This window comes from Pseudomonas japonica (assembly GCF_900188455.1).
Lineage (GTDB): Bacteria > Pseudomonadota > Gammaproteobacteria > Pseudomonadales > Pseudomonadaceae > Aquipseudomonas > Aquipseudomonas japonica.
In genome coordinates, this window is the sequence record NZ_FZOL01000016.1 from 15,361 (window position 1) to 33,764 (window position 18,404).

An 18,404-nucleotide genomic window follows, 5' to 3' on the forward strand; every position below is an offset into this window, starting at 1 on the left:
GATCTTTCCGCTGCATGCGTAAGAAAACTGGTGAAATTGTTCTAGATTTATTCTCCTGACCACTAATATAGTTATAACTCGTCGCTGTTGCCGGTGACGCCCAGCATCTGAGGGATACCTATGAAGCTTCAACAACTGCGCTACATCTGGGAAGTGGCGCACCACGACCTCAACGTCTCCGCGACAGCGCAAAGCCTGTACACCTCCCAGCCGGGGATCAGCAAGCAGATTCGCCTGTTGGAAGACGAGCTGGGCGTGGAAGTGTTCGCCCGCAGCGGCAAGCACCTGACCCGCGTCACCCCGGCGGGGGAGCGGATCATCAACACCGCCGGAGAAATCCTGCGCAAGGTCGAGAGCATCAAGCAGATTGCCCAGGAATTCTCCAACGAGAAGAAGGGCACCCTGTCCATCGCCACCACCCACACCCAGGCGCGCTATGCCCTGCCGCCGGTGATCAGTTCGTTCATCAAGCAGTACCCGGAAGTGGCCCTGCACATGCACCAGGGCTCGCCGATGCAGATCGCCGAGATGGCCGCCGACGGCACCGTCGATTTCGCCATCGCCACCGAAGCGCTGGAGCTGTTCGGCGACCTGGTGATGATGCCGTGCTACCGCTGGAACCGTTGCGTGGTCGTGCCCCAGGGCCATCCGCTGACCAAGCTGCCGAAGCTGACCCTGGAAGTCCTCGCCGAATACCCGATCGTGACCTACGTCTTCGGTTTCACCGGCCGTTCCAAGCTGGACGAAGCCTTCAGCCATCGCGGCCTGACCCCGAAAGTGGTGTTCACCGCCGCCGACGCCGACGTGATCAAGACTTACGTACGCCTCGGCCTGGGTGTCGGCATCGTCGCCAAGATGGCGGTGGATCCGAAGCTGGACAGCGATCTGGTGGTGCTCGATGCCAGCGAGCTGTTCGAGTCCAGCATCACCAAGATCGGCTTCCGTCGCGGTACGTTCCTGCGTGGTTTCATGTGCGACTTCATCGAGAAGTTCGCCCCGCACCTGACCCGCGAAGTGATGGCCAAGGCGATCCAGTGCCACAACAAGCAGGAACTGGAAGAGCTGTTCGAAGGGGTCGAGCTGCCTGTGCACTGAGACAGGTTTCGCACCCAGAAAAAAACCGGCCGCGGCCGGTTTTTTCGTTTCCGTCGATCAGCCCTTGCTGATCAGGTTGCCGGCATGCAGCCCGCATTCCTTCTGGGTCGACTCTTCCCACCACCAGCGCCCTTCGCGCTCGTGCTGGTTCGGCAGTACCGGGCGGGTGCAGGGTTCGCAGCCGATGCTGATGAAGCCGCGTTCGTGCAGGCTGTTGTAGGGCAGTTCGAGCATGCGGATGTAGCCCCAGACTTCCTCGCTGGTCATCTGCGCCAGCGGGTTGAACTTGTACAGGGTGCGCTCCGGGGTGGAGAAGGCGCTGTCGATTTCCAGGGCCGCCACCTGGCTGCGGGTGCCCGGGCTCTGGTCGCGGCGCTGGCCGGTGGCCCAGGCGGTGACCGTGGCCAGCTTGCGCCGCAGCGGTTCGATCTTGCGCACGCCGCAGCACTCGCCGTGGCCGTCCTTGTAGAAACTGAACAGGCCCTTTTCCTTGACGAACGGATCGAGCTTGTCGCGATCCGGCGAGAGGATCTCGATCGGCAGCTTGTAGTGCTCGCGGACTTGGTCGATGAAGCGGTAGGTCTCCGGGTGCAGGCGCCCGGTGTCGAGGCTGAAGACCTTGACGTTCTTGTTCAGCTTCCAGGCCATGTCCACCAGCACCACGTCCTCGGCGCCGCTGAAGGAAATCCACAGGTCGTCACCGAAGTGCTCGAAGGCGAGCTTGAGGATGTCCTGCGGGGATTTGTTGGCGTAGGTCGCGGCCAGGGCGGCGACGTCGAAGGGTTGGCTCATCAGGCGGCTTCCGGTCATTGAATGGCGCTTGGCGCTCGTAATGAGGCAGATGTTACCAAAAAATGCCGGGTAGACGGGTCGCATCGCTGCGCTTAGAGTGCGCCTTCCATTTTTGGCGTTGTTCGAGGAGTGTGCTGTGGAAATTGCCTGTCTCGATCTGGAAGGCGTACTGGTCCCGGAAATCTGGATCGCCTTCGCGGAGAAAACCGGAATCGAATCGCTGCGGGCCACCACCCGTGACATTCCGGACTACGACGTACTGATGAAGCAACGTCTGCGGATCCTCGATGAGCACGGCCTGAAGCTGTCCGACATCCAGGCGGTGATCGCCACCCTCAAGCCGCTGGACGGTGCGGTGGAGTTCGTCGACTGGCTGCGCGAGCGCTTCCAGGTGGTGATCCTCTCCGACACCTTCTACGAATTCTCCCAGCCGCTGATGCGTCAACTGGGCTTCCCGACCCTGCTGTGCCATCGCCTGATCACCGACGAGACCGATCGCGTGGTCAGCTACCAGTTGCGCCAGAAGGATCCCAAGCGTCAGTCGGTGCTGGCGTTCAAGAGCCTGTACTACCGGGTGATCGCCGCGGGCGACTCGTACAACGACACCACCATGCTCGGCGAGGCGGATGCGGGGATCCTGTTCCACGCGCCGGACAACGTGATCCGCGAGTTCCCGCAGTTCCCGGCGGTGCATGATTTCGAGGCGTTGAAGCGGGAGTTCATCAAGGCTTCCAACCGGACCTTGAGTCTCTGAAACCGGCGCGGCCATAGCGTTACCGTAGGAGCGTGGCTTGCCCGCGAAGGACCGCAAAGCGGTCCCAGGCCTCACCGATATGGGGACCGCGTTGCGGTCCTTCGCGGGCAAGCCGCGCTCCTACGAGTGAGGGGTGCCATTCACAGTGAGGCCAGCGTCTCCAGCAACACCTTCACCTTGGTGATCGACTCCTGGTACTCCGCCTCCCAGTCCGAGTCCGCCACCACCGCGCCGCCACCCCAGCAGCACACCTGGCCATCCTTCACCAGCAAACTGCGAATGGCGATCGAGCTGTCCATCTCGCCGCGCACGTCCACATACAGCAACGATCCGCAATACAGCGCGCGCCGGCTCGGTTCCAGCTCGTCGATGATCTGCATCGCGCGGATCTTCGGCGCACCGGTGATCGAGCCGCCGGGGAAGCTGCCGGCGATCAGGTCCAGCGCGTCCTTGCCCGGCGCCAGGCGACCGGTGACGCTGCTGACCATGTGGTGCACGTTGGGATAACTCTCCAGGCTGAACAGCTCCGGCACCCGCACCGAGCCGATCTCGCAGGTGCGGCCAAGGTCGTTGCGCAGGAGGTCGACGATCATCAGATTCTCGGCGCGGTCCTTGGTGCTGGCCAGCAGCGCTTCGCCGTTGGCGCGATCCTCGATCGGATCGGCACTGCGCGGCCGGGTGCCCTTGATCGGGCGGGTTTCCACCTGGCCGGCGCTGACCCGGATGAAGCGCTCCGGTGACAGGCTGAGCAGGGCGCTGCCATCGTCCAGCACCTGGAACCCCGAGAAGGGCGTAGGGCAGGCCGCGCGCAGGGCCAGGTAGGCACTCCAGGGATCGCCCTGGCAGGGCGCGCGGAAGCGCTGGGTCAGGTTGATCTGGTAGCAGTCGCCGGCCTGGATGTACTGCTGGACGCGCTCGAAGGCCTGGCGATAGTCGTCGGCACTGAGGTCGCCGCGCATCGGGGTGTCGAGGCGGAAACCGGCGCCGGTATCGGGCGGCGCCGGCTGGCTGAACAGATCGCTCAGGCGCTGGCGTTCGTCCGCCGGCAATGCCGGGTGGAACAGCAACTGGCTGGTGCCCAACTGGTGATCGCTGATCAGTGCCCAGGCATACAACCCGAGGGTGGCGTCGGCCAGGCCGAGATCATCGCGGGCGATGTGCGGCAGGTGCTCCAGGCGCCGACCGAAGTCGTAGCTCAGGTAACCGATGAGACCGCCCGCGAAGGGCAGTTCCAGCCCGGCTGGCAATTGCGCCTCACCCAGTTCGGCCAGACCGTCCCGCAGGCGCTGCAGATACGCCGTTCCGCTTTCGCCGGGTTGCGCCACCAGGCTGCGCAGCGGCCAGGCGCTGAGCAGGTCGAAGCGTCCGCGCTCGGCACCGGGGCGGGCGCTGTCGAGCAGCACGGCACCGGGGGCATGGCGCACGCGGGCGAAATAGGCGGCCGGATCGGGCTGGTAGGGCAGGGGAACAACGGTGCAGGTCGGCATTCGTCTGGACGGGTCGCTAGGCGGGGCAGGCATTGTAGTCCCCCGAAACGATTGCTCCTAGGGGTAAACCAGCGCCCCGCGCGCATGGGCGGCGGGGCGTCGAGGTTACTGGCGCGAGGGGACGTGACCGAACAACTGCTGGGCGAAGCGCACGCGCTCCTCCGGGGTTTCCTGCCTGCCGTCCTTGGCCAGCGCCTCCAGGTGTGCCTCGATGGCATGGGTGCGCTGGGTCAGGCCGCAGTCGTTGGCGATCTGGATGTTCAGGCCGGGGCGGGCGTTGAGTTCGAGGATCAGCGGGCCCTTGTCCTGGTCCAGGACCATGTCCACGCCGATGTAGCCCAGGCCGCACAGCTCGTAGCAGCCGGCGGCGAGCTTCATGAAGCCGTCCCAGTTCGGCAGTTGCACGCCGTCCACCGCGTTGGTGGTGTCCGGATGCTTGCTGATGATGTTGTTCAGCCAGGTGCCGCGCAGGGTCACGCCGGTGGCGAGGTCGACACCGACGCCGATGGCGCCCTGGTGCAGGTTGGCCTTGCCGCCGGACTGGCGGGTCGGCAGGCGCAGCATGGCCATCACCGGGTAGCCCATCAGCACGATGATGCGGATGTCCGGCACGCCTTCGTAGCTGATGCTCTTGAAGATCTGGTCCGGGGTCACCCGGTACTCGATCAGCGCGCGGTCGCGGTGCCCGCCGAGGGAGTACAGGCCGGTGAGGATGCTGGAGATCTGGTGCTCGATTTCCTCGTGGCTGATGATCTTGCCCGAGACCGTGCGGTAGCGGTCCTCGAAGCGGTCGGCGATGACCATGATGCCGTCACCGCCGGCGCCCTGGGCCGGCTTGATGACGAAGTCGCTGCGCCCGCCGATGATCTCGTCGAGTTTCTCGATCTCCTTTTCGGTGGAGATGATCCCGTACATCTCCGGCACGTGGATGCCGGCCCGGATCGCCCGCTCCTTGGTGATGATCTTGTCGTCGACGATCGGGTACAGATGGCGCTTGTTGTACTTCAGGACGTAGTCCGCGTTGCGCCGGTTGATACCCATGATGCCCCGGGCTTCCAGGGCCTTCCAGGTTTTCCAGAGTCCGAACATCAGGCGTCAGCCTTCACGAAAGCCTTGAAACGAACCAGCTCCGTCAGGCGGTAGCCGCGGTAGCGACCCATCGCCAGCATGAAGCCCACCAGGATCAGCAGCACCGCCGGGAAGGTGAAGACGAAGTACACCAGCTCCGGCACGCTCATCAGCAGGTGCGCCAGGGAGGCGGCGAACAGGGTGCCGATGGCGACTTTCATGGCGTGGCCGCCGCCGCGCTCTTCCCAGGTGATGGACAGGCGCTCGATGGTCATGGTCAGGATCACCATCGGGAACAGCGCCACCGACAGGCCGCGCTCCAGCCCCAGCTTGTGGCTGAACAGGCTGATCGCGGCGATCAGCACCACGACGAAGGTCAGCACCACCGACAGGCGCGGCAGCATCTGCAGCTTGAGGTGCTCAAGGTAGGAGCGCAGCGACAGGCCGAGGGCGGTGATCACGGTGAACAGGACGATACCGAAGCCCAGCTGGGTCTCGCGGAAGGCCAGGGCGATCAGTACCGGGGTGAAGGTGCCGAGGGTCTGCAGGCCGATCAGGTTGCGCAGGATCAGGATCACCAGCACGCCGATCGGGATCATCACCATGATCATGAAGGTCTGCTGGGTCTGCAGCGGCAGGCCGTAGAGGGAGTATTCGAGGAAGTCGGCGTCGGTGTTCTCGTCGGTCAGCTTGGCCAGGCGGATGGCGTTCATCTCGCTGTTGTTCAGGCTGAAGCTGACGTTGACCTTCTTGCCGCCGTCGACGGTGATCAGGTTGTCGTCACCGGTCCACCACAGCAGGCGGTCACTGGGCAGGCCCTGTTCGCCGGTGTCCGGGTTGAAGTACAGCCACTCGTTGCCGTTGAAGCTGCGCAGCCAGAGTTCCGGGGTCTGCGGCTGGTCGGCGACCAGGCGGATGGTCTGCACGCGCTCCAGCGGCACGTGGGCGATGGACAGCAGCAGGTCGATGATCTTGGCCTTCTTCTGCACCGAGGTGTCGCCGGCCAGGAGCAGCTTGACGTTGTCGTCGTTGAGGTTGTTGACGCGCTTGATGGTCTCGCTGACGAAGGTCTCGACGTCCGCCGAGTGCTGGCGGATCGGCGCCATCAGGGCTTCGGCGGCGATCTTTTCCGGGCCTTCCACCGGCAGGCTGTCGCGGAAGGTCGGGCCCTTGATCTTGGGCTTCTCGCTGCTGTAGCGCTTGGTCAGGACCAGGCGGTAGTAGAGCGTCTGGTTGCCGCTGGCGCGACGGGCCGACCAGGTCACCTTGCGGTTGCCGTCGACACGGTTGACGCTGACCCCGTAGTTGTTGGAGATGAAGCTCTCGTTGAGGCTGACGTAGTCATGGCTCAGCGGCGGCACGTACATCTGCACTTTCACCGGGTCTTTCGGACTGGCGACGAACTCGACCTTGGCGTCGATGTTCCACAGGTCGTCGGTTTCGTCCTCGGTCACCGGGATGCCGAGGAAGAAGATCTGATAGGCCGTGATCAGCACGCCCAATAGCACCAGCACGGTGATCAGGACTTTCAGATGAAGGGTAAGAGAGCGCATCGGAATTACTCTGCGGTGTGAGCGTCAGTGGCGCAGGCGGGCTTGCCGGCAGCGTATTTAAGGCTTGGGTCGACCAGTGCGTCGAAGTGCTTGAGAGCCTCGGAGCCGATCAGCAGCGGATACTGGAAGGCGCTGCGGTCGGTGAGGTTGACTTCGATTTCGCGCAGGGCGTTGCCCATGCATATGTTCAGGGCGATCACCGGGCGGGCGGTGTAGGCCTTGCCTTCGTCCGGGTCGTAGTCGCCGGCGCGGCGCTTGATCTTGCTGACGCGGGCCAGCGGGCGTTCGATCGGGTGGGAATGGGCGGCGTCGATCGCCAGGTAGAAACGTACCCAGGACTCGCCGTTGCGCTTGAAGCGCTTGATGTCGCGGGCACTGAGAGAGGCGGTCTTGGCCCCGGTGTCGAGTTTGGCGGCGACTTCCAGGTCGATGCCGCCGAGCCGGGCGTATTCGTTCAGGCCATAGACGGTCTTGCCTGTCGCCTGGGCCATGAGCGGCGACAAACAGAGGCTGAGCAACAATAGAAGTGGCGAAAGTCTCATAGATCCTGGCGCAATGCTGTGGGGTGTACGGGCAAGGCCACCGGCAGTTTCTGCGCTAGCTCCTCGTTCGTCTGGCACAAATTGATGACAGACACACTATCCATGCCACAAAAAATGAGGCGGCGGCATTCTATCACGGTGATAGTGCAACGCCAGCCGCGCCACTCTGACAACGCCGCGACCCCTGAAGTTCGCTCTTAGACGATTGTCGACAATATTCATTTTGTCTTTGACTCCGCCGGGTGATTTGGCTAGTTTTGTCGCATTGATTTCCAAAGGTGTCGACAATCATGCTGGACACAGTGCAAATGCCCGGAATCGTCCAGGACGAGTCGGAGACCCTCTCCGAAAACGTCTTCCGACGCATCCAGGCGGCCATCGTCAAGGGCGAGATCGCCCCGGGCAGCAAGATTTCCGAGCCTGAACTGGCGCGCACCTACGGCATCAGCCGCGGCCCGCTGCGCGAGGCCATCCATCGCCTGGAAGGCCAGCGCCTGCTGGTGCGCGTACCGCATGTCGGGGCGCGGGTGGTATCCCTGAGCCACGCCGAGCTGATCGAGCTCTACGAAATCCGCGAATCCCTCGAAGGCATGGCCTGTCGCCTGGCCGCTGAACGCATGAGCGTAGCGGAGATCGATGAACTGCGCCGGGTGCTCGACACCCACGAGCGCGACGCCGCGTTCCAGGCCGGGGTCGGCTACTACCAGCAGGAAGGCGACTACGACTTCCACTACCGGATCATCCAGGGCAGCGGCAACAAGACCCTGGTCAAGATGCTCTGCGGCGAGCTGTACCAGCTGGTGCGCATGTACCGCATCCAGTTCTCGGCGACGCCCAACCGGCCGCGCCAGGCCTTCGCCGAACACCACCGGATTCTCGATGCCATCGCCGACCGTGACGGCGAGCTGGCGGAACTCCTGATGCGCCGTCACATCGGCGCTTCCAAACGCAATATCGAGCGTCATTACCTGGACGCCACTAGCCCACGAGGTGAGTCATGAGTCAGAAAAGCAGTCCCGGCCAGCGCTTTCGCGACGCGGTAGCCGCCGAGCACCCGCTGCAGGTCGTCGGTGCGATCAATGCCAACCACGCCCTGCTGGCCAAGCGCGCCGGGTTCAAGGCCATCTACCTCTCCGGTGGCGGTGTCGCCGCCGGCTCCCTGGGCCTGCCGGACCTGGGCATCACCGGTCTGGATGACGTGCTCACCGACGTGCGCCGCATCACCGACGTCTGCGACCTGCCGCTGCTGGTGGATGTCGACACCGGCTTCGGCGCCTCGGCGTTCAACGTCGCCCGCACCGTGAAGTCGATGATCAAGTTCGGCGCCGCCGCCATCCATATCGAGGACCAGGTCGGCGCCAAGCGCTGTGGCCACCGTCCGAACAAGGAAATCGTCTCGCAGCAGGAGATGGTCGACCGCATCAAGGCCGCCGTCGATGCCCGTACCGATGACAGCTTCGTGATCATGGCGCGCACCGACGCGCTGGCGGTCGAAGGCCTGGAAGCCGCCCTGGACCGCGCCGCCGCGTGCATCGAGGCCGGCGCCGACATGATCTTCCCGGAAGCCATCACCGAACTGTCGATGTACAAGACCTTCGCCGACCGCGTGCGCGCACCGATCCTGGCCAACATCACCGAATTCGGCGCGACCCCGCTGTACACCACCGAGGAACTGGCTTCGGCCGACGTGTCCCTGGCGCTGTACCCGTTGTCGGCGTTCCGCGCCATGAACAAGGCCGCCGAGAACGTCTACGCCGCGCTGCGCCGCGACGGCACGCAGAAGAACGTGATCGACACCATGCAGACCCGCATGGAGCTGTACGACGCCATCAACTACCACGCCTTCGAGCAGAGCCTCGACGCCCTGTTCGCACAGAAGAAAGGCTGAGTCCCGCGTCTCTGTGGGTGCGAGCTTGCTCGCGAAGAGGCCGGTACAGACACCGGATAACGATTAGCCAGAAGCTTGCATAACAAATTCAAGAGAGGAGATATCCCATGGCCGAAGCAAAAGTACTCAGCGGTGCCGGCCTGCGTGGCCAGGTGGCCGGGCAGACCGCACTGTCGACCGTCGGTCAGGCCGGCGCCGGCCTGACCTACCGCGGCTACGACGTGCGCGACCTGGCGGCCAATGCCCTGTTCGAGGAAGTCGCCTACCTGCTGCTCTATGGAGAACTGCCGAACAAGGCGCAACTGGCCGAGTACCAGGCCCGCCTGAAAACCCTGCGCGACCTGCCGCAGGCGCTGAAGGAAGTGCTCGAGCGCATTCCCGCCGATGCTCATCCGATGGACGTCATGCGCACCGGTTCGTCGGTGCTCGGCACCCTGGAGCCGGAGCTGGACTTCGACCAGCAGCGTGACAAGACCGACCGCCTGCTGGCGCTGTTCCCGGCGGTGATGTGCTACTGGTACCGCTTCAGCCACCACGGTGTGCGCATCGACTGCACCAGCGACGAAGACACCATCGGCGGCCACTTCCTGCACCTGCTGCACGGCAAGAAGCCGAGCGAGCTGCACGTCAAGGTGATGAACGTCTCGCTGATCCTCTACGCCGAGCACGAATTCAACGCTTCGACCTTCACCGCGCGGGTCTGTGCCTCGACCCTGTCCGACCTGTACTCCTGCGTCACCGCGGCCATCGGTTCGCTGCGCGGCCCGCTGCACGGCGGTGCCAACGAGGCGGCGATGGAACTGATCGAGCGCTTCCAGAGCCCGCAGGACGCCGTGGCCGAACTGTTGAAGATGCTGGAGCGCAAGGACAAGATCATGGGCTTCGGCCACGCGATCTACAAAGAGTCCGATCCGCGCAACGAGGTGATCAAGGGCTGGTCGAAAAAGCTCGCCGACGAAGTGGGCGACACCGTGCTGTACCCGGTCTCGGAAGCCATCGACAAGACCATGTGGGAGCAGAAGAAGCTGTTCCCCAACGCCGACTTCTACCATGCCTCGGCGTACCACTTCATGGGCATCCCGACCAAGCTGTTCACCCCGATCTTCGTCTGCTCGCGCCTGACCGGCTGGGCGGCGCACGTCTTCGAGCAGCGCGCCAACAACCGCATCATCCGCCCGAGCGCCGAGTACACCGGCGTCGAGCAGCGCGCGTACGTGCCGATCGAGCAGCGCTGATAAACAGAAGCCCGCCCATGGCCCTTTCCCTGTAGGAGCGAGCTTGCTCGCGATGGCGTCAGCAGGACCGACATCGTCGCCGACCAGATCGCTATCGCGAGCAAGCTCGCTCCTACAGTGGGGGGCTTACAGGGCCCGCCATTGAACACCCGTGACCGAGCCGACCTGACCATGAACACCGAATTCCGCAAGTCCCTGCCAGGCACCGGCCTGGACTATTTCGACGCCCGCGCGGCGGTCGATGCGATCGAGCCGGGCGCCTATGACCGCCTGCCCTATACCTCCCGCGTCCTCGCGGAAAACCTGGTGCGCCGCTGCGCCCCGGCGACCCTGAATGCCTCCCTGAGCCAGTTGATCGAGCGCAAGCGCGACCTCGACTTCCCCTGGTTCCCGGCCCGCGTCGTGTGCCATGACATCCTTGGCCAGACCGCGCTGGTCGACCTCGCCGGTCTGCGCGACGCGATCGCCGACAAGGGCGGCGACCCGGCCCAGGTCAACCCGGTGGTGCCGGTCCAGCTGATCGTCGACCACTCGCTGGCGGTGGAATGCGGCGGCTTCGACCCGCAGGCGTTCGAGAAGAACCGTGCCATCGAGGATCGCCGCAACGAAGACCGTTTCCACTTCATCAACTGGACCAAGAAGGCGTTCAAGAACGTCGACGTGATCCAGCCGGGCAACGGCATCATGCACCAGATCAACCTGGAGAAGATGTCCCCGGTGATCCATGCCGAACGTGGCGTGGCCTATCCCGATACCTGCGTCGGCACCGACAGCCACACCCCTCACGTCGATGCCCTGGGCGTGATCGCCATCGGTGTCGGTGGCCTGGAAGCCGAGAACGTCATGCTCGGTCGTGCCTCGTGGATGCGCCTGCCGGAAATCGTCGGCGTCGAGCTGACCGGCAAGCCGCAACCCGGCATCACCGCCACTGACGTGGTCCTGGCCCTGACCGAATTCCTGCGCAAGCAGAAGGTGGTCGGCGCCTACCTGGAGTTCCATGGCGAGGGCGCTCGTGCCCTGACCCTCGGCGACCGCGCGACCATCTCCAACATGGCCCCGGAATACGGCGCCACCGCGGCGATGTTCGCCATCGACCAGCAGACCATCGACTACCTCAAGCTGACCGGCCGCGAAGAGCAGCAGGTCAAGCTGGTGGAAACCTACGCAAAAGCAGCGGGCCTGTGGGCCGACAGCCTGGCCAACGCGGTCTACGAGCGCGTGCTGAGCTTCGACCTGTCCAGCGTCGTGCGCAACATGGCCGGTCCGTCCAACCCGCACGCTCGCGTTGCTACCAGCGACCTGGCGGCCAAGGGCATCGCCGGCGCCTGGGAGGAAGTCCCGGGGCAGATGCCGGACGGCGCGGTGATCATCGCCGCCATCACCAGCTGCACCAACACCAGCAACCCGCGCAACGTCATCGCCGCCGGCCTGCTGGCGCGCAACGCCAACAAGCTGGGCCTGACCCGCAAGCCATGGGTCAAGTCGTCGCTGGCGCCGGGCTCGAAAACCGTCGCCCTGTACCTGGACGAAGCCGGTCTGACCGACGACCTGGAGCAACTGGGCTTCGGCGTGGTGGCGTTCGCCTGCACCACCTGCAACGGCATGTCCGGTGCGCTGGATCCGAAGATCCAGCAGGAAATCATCGACCGCGACCTGTACGCCACCGCCGTGCTGTCGGGTAACCGCAACTTCGACGGCCGCATCCACCCGTACGCCAAGCAGGCCTTCCTCGCCTCGCCGCCGCTGGTGGTGGCCTACGCCATCGCCGGGACCATCCGCTTCGATATCGAGAAGGATGTGCTGGGTGTGGTCGACGGCAAGGAAATCCGCCTCAAGGACATCTGGCCGAGCGACGAGGAAATCGATGCGGTGGTGCGCGCTTCGGTGAAACCGGAGCAGTTCCGCCAGGTGTACATCCCGATGTTCGCCATCGAGGAAGACAAGGGCCCGAAAGTCGCGCCGCTGTACGACTGGCGGCCGATGAGCACCTACATCCGCCGTCCGCCTTACTGGGAAGGCGCCCTGGCCGGCGAGCGCACGCTCAAGGGCATGCGTCCGCTGGCGGTGCTGCCGGACAACATCACCACCGACCACCTGTCGCCGTCCAACGCCATCATGATGGACAGCGCGGCCGGCGAATACCTGGCGAAAATGGGCCTGCCGGAAGAGGACTTCAACTCCTACGCGACCCACCGCGGCGATCACCTGACCGCCCAGCGCGCCACCTTCGCCAACCCGAAACTGTTCAACGAAATGGTCCAGGAAAACGGCAAGGTCAAGCAGGGTTCGCTGGCGCGGATCGAGCCGGAAGGCAAGGTCACCCGCATGTGGGAAGCCATCGAGACCTACATGGAGCGCAAGCAGCCGCTGATCATCGTCGCCGGCGCCGACTACGGCCAGGGCTCGTCCCGTGACTGGGCGGCCAAGGGCGTGCGTCTGGCGGGGGTCGAGGCGATCGTCGCCGAGGGCTTCGAGCGTATCCACCGCACCAACCTGGTGGGCATGGGCGTGCTGCCGCTGGAGTTCAAGCCGGGGACCAACCGCAACACCCTCGAACTGGATGGCAGCGAACTGTACGACGTGGTCGGCGAGCGCACGCCGCGGGCGACCCTGACCCTGGTGGTGACCCGTCGCAACGGCGAGCGCGTCGAGGTGCCGGTGACCTGCCGCCTGGATACCGCCGAAGAGGTGTCGATCTACGAAGCGGGCGGGGTGTTGCAGCGGTTTGCCCAGGACTTCCTGGAAGGGACTGCCTGACAGATAGCGGCAAGGCCCGGGCAGTGAGGTTGGCTGTCCGGGCCTCATCGCAGGCTGCGCCAGCTCCCACAGGGTCCGTGTCGCCGAGGACCTTGTGGGAGCTGGCGCAGCCTGCGATGGGGTTTCCACACATCGAATGACAGGAACAGACTCAAATGCCCCACGTACCGCAAATCAAGATCCCCGCCACCTACATCCGTGGTGGCACCAGCAAGGGTGTGTTCTTCAACCTGCAGGACCTGCCCGAAGCCGCGCAACTCCCGGGTGCCGCCCGCGACGCCCTGCTGCTGCGGGTGATCGGCAGCCCAGATCCCTACGGCAAGCAGATCGACGGCATGGGCGGAGCCACCTCCAGCACCAGCAAGACGGTGATCCTGTCGCGCAGCATCAAGCCGGAACATGACGTCGACTACCTGTTCGGTCAGGTCTCCATCGACAAGGCCTTCGTCGACTGGAGCGGCAACTGCGGCAACCTGTCGGCGGCGGTGGGTTCCTTCGCCATCAGCGCCGGCCTGGTCGAAGCCAGTCGCATCCCGGACAACGGCATCGCCACCGTGCGCATCTGGCAGGCCAATATCGGCAAGACCATCATCGCCCACGTACCGATCACCAACGGTGAAGTCCAGGAAACCGGTGACTTCGAACTGGACGGTGTGACCTTCCCGGCGGCCGAGGTGCAACTGGAATTCCTCGACCCGGCGGCCGACGAAGACGGCGACGGCGGTTCGATGTTCCCCACCGGCAACCTGGTGGATCGCCTGGAGGTGCCGGGTGTCGGAACCCTCGACGTGACCCTGATCAACGCCGGCATCCCGACCATCTTCGTCAATGCCCAGGCCATCGGTTACACCGGTACCGAACTGCAGGAAGCGATCAACGGCGATGCCGAGGCGCTGGCGCGTTTCGAGACCATTCGTGCTCACGGCGCGGTGCGCATGGGGCTGATCAAGCATGTGGACGAAGCGGCGGGGCGCCAGCACACGCCGAAGGTGGCGTTCGTCGCGCCGCCGGCGGACTACCTGTCGTCCAGTGGCAAGCAGGTTTCGGCGGGGGATATCGACCTGCTGGTGCGTGCGTTGTCCATGGGCAAGCTGCACCACGCGATGATGGGCACCGCCGCAGTGGCCATCGGCACCGCCGCGGCGATTCCGGGCACGCTGGTGAACCTGGCGGCCGGTGGCGGCGAGCGTGAGGCGGTGCGTTTCGGGCATCCGTCCGGCACCTTGCGCGTTGGGGCGCAGGCGCAGCAGGTGAATGGTGAGTGGACGGTGACCAAGGCCATCATGAGCCGTAGTGCGCGGGTGTTGATGGAAGGCTGGGTGAGGGTGCCGGGAGACTCGTTCTAACGCCTCTTCGCTGGCTTCGAGAAGCGGTGTCCGTCGTGAGGCGGACACCGCTTTTTTGTTTCTGGGCCTGCTTCGCAGGCCTTCGCGGGCAAGCCACGCTCCTACAGGGCATCGCGCTACTGTTGTAGGAGCTGGCTTGCCTGCGAAGGACCGCAGCGCGGTCCCCGAAAACACCGCGCATAAAAAAGCCCCACCAGATGGCGGGGCTCCTTCAACGCAGGTCCAGCTTAAACCTGAACGGCCGGGATCTTGGCGTTCTCAGCCGCTTCGCGGAACTCGGCGATCTGGTCGAAGCTCAGGTAGCGGTAAACGTCGGCAGCCATGCTGTCGATGTTCTTCGCGTACTCCATGTACTCCTCGATGGTCGGCAGCTTGCCGAGGATCGAAGCGACCGCGGCCAGCTCGGCCGAAGCCAGGTACACGTTGGTAGCGTCGCCCAGACGGTTCGGGAAGTTACGGGTCGAAGTGGAGACCACGGTCGAACCGGTCTGCACACGTGCCTGGTTACCCATGCACAGCGAGCAGCCTGGCATTTCCATGCGCGCGCCAGCCTTGCCGTAGATGCCGTAGTAGCCTTCCTCGGTCAGCTGGTGGGCGTCCATCTTGGTTGGCGGAGCCAGCCACAGACGGGTCGGAATGCCACCCTTGACCTTCTCCAGCAGCTTGCCGGCAGCGCGGAAGTGACCGATGTTGGTCATGCACGAACCGATGAACACTTCGTCGATCTTCTCGCCCTGTACGGTCGAGAGCAGACGGGCGTCGTCCGGGTCGTTCGGCGCGCAGAGCACAGGCTCCTTGACGTCGGCCAGGTCGATTTCGATGATCTCGGCGTATTCGGCGTCGGCATCGGCGGACAGCAGCTCGGGGTTGGCCAGCCAGGCTTCCATCGCCTGTGCACGGCGCTCCAGGGTACGGGCGTCGCCGTAGCCTTCACCGATCATCCAGCGCAGCAGGGTGATGTTGGACTGCAGGTACTCGGCGATGGCCTTTTCCGGCAGCTTGATGGTGCAGCCGGCGGCGGAACGCTCGGCCGAGGCGTCGGACAGTTCGAACGCTTGCTCGACGGTCAGGTCGTTCAGGCCTTCGATCTCCAGGATGCGGCCGGAGAAGGCGTTGATCTTGCCTTTCTTCTCGACGGTCAGCAGGCCTTTCTGGATCGCGTAGTAAGGGATGGCGTGAACCAGGTCGCGCAGGGTGATGCCAGGTTGCAGCTTGCCCTTGAAGCGAACCAGGATCGACTCCGGCATGTCCAGCGGCATGACGCCGGTGGCGGCGGCGAAGGCCACCAGGCCGGAACCGGCCGGGAAGGAGATGCCGATCGGGAAGCGGGTGTGCGAGTCGCCACCGGTGCCGACGGTGTCAGGCATCAGCATGCGGTTCAGCCAGCTGTGGATGATGCCGTCGCCTGGACGCAGGGACACGCCGCCACGGGTGCGGATGAAATCCGGCAGGGTGTGGTGGGTGTTGACGTCGATCGGCTTCGGATAGGCCGCGGTGTGGCAGAACGACTGCATGACCAGGTCGGCGGAGAAGCCCAGGCAGGCCAGGTCTTTCAGCTCGTCGCGGGTCATCGGGCCAGTGGTGTCCTGGGAACCGACGGTGGTCATCTTCGGCTCGCAGTAGGTGCCCGGACGTACGCCGGTCACGCCGCAGGCCTTGCCGACCATCTTCTGCGCCAGGGTGTAGCCCTTGCCGGTGTCGACTGGCTGCTCTGGCTTCTTGAACAGGTCGGAAGCGCCCAGGCCCAGTTCGGCACGCGCCTTCTCGGTCAGGCCGCGGCCGACGATCAGCGGGATACGGCCGCCAGCGCGGACTTCGTCGAGCAGTACTTCGGTCTTCAGCTCGAAGCTGGTGACCAGTTCGTCGCTGCCGTGACGACGGACTTCACCCTTGAACGGGTACACGTCGATGACGTCGCCCATGGCCAGGTTGGTGCAGTCGAATTCGATCGGCAGGGCGCCGGCGTCTTCCATGGTGTTGTAGAAGATCGGGGCGATCTTGGTGCCGAAGCAGAAACCACCGCCGCGCTTGTTCGGCACGTGCGGGATGTCGTCGCCGAAGAACCACAGCACGGAGTTGGTTGCGGATTTGCGCGAGGAACCGGTACCGACCACGTCACCGACGTAGGCGACCGGGAAGCCCTTGGCCTTGACCGCTTCGATCTGTGCCAGCGGGCCGACCGAACCAGGCTGCGAAGGCTCGATGCCGTCACGGGCCATCTTCAGCATGGCCAGGGCGTGCAGCGGGATGTCAGGGCGCGACCAGGCGTCCGGAGCAGGGGACAGGTCGTCGGTGTTGGTTTCGCCAGGCACCTTGAACACGGTCAGGGTGTATTTCTCGGCGATGGCCGGGCGCGAGGTGAACCACTCGCCGGCGGCCCAGGAGTCCAGGACGGCCTTGGCGTGGGCGTTGCCCGACTTGGCTTTCTCGGCCACGTCGTGGAACGCATCGAACATCAGCAGGGTGCCTTTCAGCTGTTCAGCCGCGACGGCGCCCAGCTCGGCGTCATCCAGCAGCTCGACCAGGGTGGCGATGTTGTAGCCGCCCTGCATGGTGCCCAGCAGCTCGGTGGCACGCTTGCGGTCGATCAGGGGGGATTTGGCTTCGTTTTTGGCGATGGCGGAGAGGAAGGCGGCCTTGACGTAGGCGGCTTCGTCAACTCCCGGCGGGACGCGGTCGGTGATCAGTTCAACGAGGAAGGCTTCTTCGCCGGCCGGCGGGTTTTTCAGCAGCTCGACCAGGCCTGCGGTTTGTTCGGCGTTGAGCGGCTGGGGAACGATACCCAGGGCTGCACGCTCTTCGATATGTTTGCGGTAGGCTTCAAGCACAGTTTTTACCCTCATCAGTGGTCCCAAATGGGTGTCCGGGACGCTCATCCAGAAAATCCGCACTCATGCGCAAATACGGCTTTTTGAGCCGCGTAGCCAGAGTTGCAGGAAATCCTTACAGAAGCTGCTTTCAAAGTTTTACGCCTGTAGAACGGAGGCTGATGAGGGCTGGTTCGGAACATTCAGGGCTGAATTTTCCGAACCAACGCCGTTCTACCGGATGAACTGTGCTCGTGACGCTTTGAAAACAGCTTCTAACGGACATTGGTGCCTAAAAAGGCGGTGTGATTCTACGGCAATTTCCAGATAAAGGTAAGGCGACGGTGAAGACTTTAACGAGTGACCCTGGTTAGACAAAGGGCTAACATGGCCGCTTGTCTCGCTGCCACGCTGTCGATCCTTCATGTCCAATCAGTCCATCAAGACGCCTTGCGTCGGCCTCTGTTCCACGGTTTACGGGGACACGGTGTGCCGCGGCTGCAAGCGTTTCCACCACGAAGTGATCCACTGGAACGGCTACAACGACGACGAGAAACGCGCCGTCTGGCTGCGCCTGGAGCAACTGCTGGTGCAGGTGATGACGGCCAAGCTGGAGGTGTTCGACGTCGAGCGCCTGCGCCAGCAACTGGAGCAGCGCAAGATCCGCTACGTGGCCCACCAGTCGGAATACTGCTGGGCCTATCAACTGATCGCCCGCGGCGCGCGGGTGATTCGCGAGCTGGAAGCCTACGGGCTGGTGCTGCTGCCGGAGTTTCGCGACTGGGAGCTGCCGCAGTTGCGCGATGCCATCGACACCGAGTTCTTCCTGCTGTCCGAGGCCCACTACCAGCGCTATATCGCCCCGGGCTTTCTCAAGGACGCCCTGGGCTAGGCTCTGTACGAAATGTATTCGAGCGAAGGCCAGGCAAGGCGAAAACGGGCGAGGAAGCGGAGTTTACTGGAGTAAATGAGCATTCCGAGCCCGTTTTCAACGCAGCATGGGCGAGCTCGGATGCATTTCGTACAGAGCCTAGGTCGCAGTTCGTCCGGCGCCGCCGCATTTTCTCGCCTGTCCCTTAT

Annotated in this window: 14 protein-coding genes; 8 read left to right on the forward strand and 6 right to left on the reverse strand. The window is 64.2% G+C overall.

Going from position 1 to position 18,404, the window contains the following annotated elements; genetic code table 11:
* The first annotated feature begins 120 nt into the window (after nt 1-120).
* A complete protein-coding gene (gene cysB, locus CHB99_RS18870) occupies nt 121-1,095 on the forward strand; it encodes an HTH-type transcriptional regulator CysB (protein WP_009394496.1) in 975 nt (324 codons plus the stop codon).
* Nucleotides 1,096-1,152: 57 nt separating this feature from the next.
* Here cysB and CHB99_RS18875 read toward each other — a convergent pair whose 3' ends face one another.
* On the reverse strand, nt 1,153-1,887 hold the full coding sequence (locus tag CHB99_RS18875) for a phosphoadenylyl-sulfate reductase (protein WP_042125362.1): 735 nt from the start codon (nt 1,885-1,887) through the stop codon (nt 1,153-1,155).
* A gap of 136 nt (nt 1,888-2,023) precedes the next feature.
* On the opposite strand from CHB99_RS18875, the gene thrH reads away from it, so the two are divergent.
* Nucleotides 2,024-2,641: a bifunctional phosphoserine phosphatase/homoserine phosphotransferase ThrH gene (thrH, locus tag CHB99_RS18880; RefSeq protein WP_042125360.1), complete on the forward strand. Its 618-nt coding sequence runs from the start codon at nt 2,024-2,026 to the stop codon at nt 2,639-2,641.
* A gap of 140 nt (nt 2,642-2,781) precedes the next feature.
* Here thrH and pabB read toward each other — a convergent pair whose 3' ends face one another.
* From pabB to rloA, 4 genes are all read right to left on the reverse strand, one after another.
* Nucleotides 2,782-4,128, reverse strand: a complete 1,347-nt coding sequence (gene pabB, locus CHB99_RS18885) for an aminodeoxychorismate synthase component I (protein ID WP_042125358.1) — start codon at nt 4,126-4,128, stop codon at nt 2,782-2,784.
* Nucleotides 4,129-4,233: 105 nt separating this feature from the next.
* Nucleotides 4,234-5,217 (reverse strand): alpha-L-glutamate ligase-like protein, encoded by a 984-nt coding sequence (locus CHB99_RS18890; protein ID WP_042125356.1) that lies wholly within the window; start codon nt 5,215-5,217, stop codon nt 4,234-4,236.
* The gene (gene rloB / locus CHB99_RS18895) at nt 5,217-6,749 is read right to left on the reverse strand and encodes an osmotic stress tolerance membrane protein RloB (protein ID WP_042125354.1); all 1,533 of its coding nucleotides are present in this window, start codon (nt 6,747-6,749) and stop codon (nt 5,217-5,219) included. Before rloB ends, CHB99_RS18890 begins: the two co-directional genes overlap by 1 nt.
* A 5-nt stretch (nt 6,750-6,754) precedes the next feature.
* The gene (gene rloA, locus CHB99_RS18900) at nt 6,755-7,291 is read right to left on the reverse strand and encodes a retropepsin-like aspartic peptidase RloA (RefSeq protein ID WP_042125351.1); all 537 of its coding nucleotides are present in this window, start codon (nt 7,289-7,291) and stop codon (nt 6,755-6,757) included.
* Nucleotides 7,292-7,581: 290 nt separating this feature from the next.
* Here rloA and CHB99_RS18905 point away from each other — a divergent pair, with 290 nt between their 5' ends.
* From CHB99_RS18905 to prpF, 5 genes are all read left to right on the forward strand, one after another.
* Nucleotides 7,582-8,292 carry a GntR family transcriptional regulator gene (locus CHB99_RS18905; RefSeq protein WP_042125349.1) on the forward strand — a complete coding sequence of 237 codons (711 nt, stop codon included), beginning with the start codon at nt 7,582-7,584 and terminating at the stop codon, nt 8,290-8,292.
* Nucleotides 8,289-9,179, forward strand: a complete 891-nt coding sequence (gene prpB / locus CHB99_RS18910) for a methylisocitrate lyase (protein WP_042125347.1) — start codon at nt 8,289-8,291, stop codon at nt 9,177-9,179. Before CHB99_RS18905 ends, prpB begins: the two co-directional genes overlap by 4 nt.
* A 107-nt stretch (nt 9,180-9,286) precedes the next feature.
* Nucleotides 9,287-10,414, forward strand: coding sequence for a bifunctional 2-methylcitrate synthase/citrate synthase (prpC, locus tag CHB99_RS18915; RefSeq protein WP_042125345.1), 1,128 nt, complete (start codon nt 9,287-9,289; stop codon nt 10,412-10,414).
* A 171-nt stretch (nt 10,415-10,585) separates the two neighbouring features.
* A complete protein-coding gene (acnD, locus tag CHB99_RS18920; RefSeq protein ID WP_042125343.1) occupies nt 10,586-13,171 on the forward strand; it encodes a Fe/S-dependent 2-methylisocitrate dehydratase AcnD in 2,586 nt (861 codons plus the stop codon).
* 155 nt (nt 13,172-13,326) lie between these two features.
* Nucleotides 13,327-14,517: a 2-methylaconitate cis-trans isomerase PrpF gene (gene prpF, locus CHB99_RS18925; protein WP_042125341.1), complete on the forward strand. Its 1,191-nt coding sequence runs from the start codon at nt 13,327-13,329 to the stop codon at nt 14,515-14,517.
* Nucleotides 14,518-14,744: 227 nt separating this feature from the next.
* Here prpF and acnB read toward each other — a convergent pair whose 3' ends face one another.
* Nucleotides 14,745-17,345, reverse strand: a complete 2,601-nt coding sequence (gene acnB / locus CHB99_RS18930; RefSeq protein ID WP_042125338.1) for a bifunctional aconitate hydratase 2/2-methylisocitrate dehydratase — start codon at nt 17,343-17,345, stop codon at nt 14,745-14,747.
* A gap of 403 nt (nt 17,346-17,748) precedes the next feature.
* Between acnB and CHB99_RS18935 the strand changes: the two genes are divergently transcribed.
* Complete coding sequence (locus CHB99_RS18935) at nt 17,749-18,216, forward strand: DUF1289 domain-containing protein (protein ID WP_042125336.1); 468 nt, start codon at nt 17,749-17,751, stop codon at nt 18,214-18,216.
* Nucleotides 18,217-18,404: the final 188 nt, after the last annotated feature.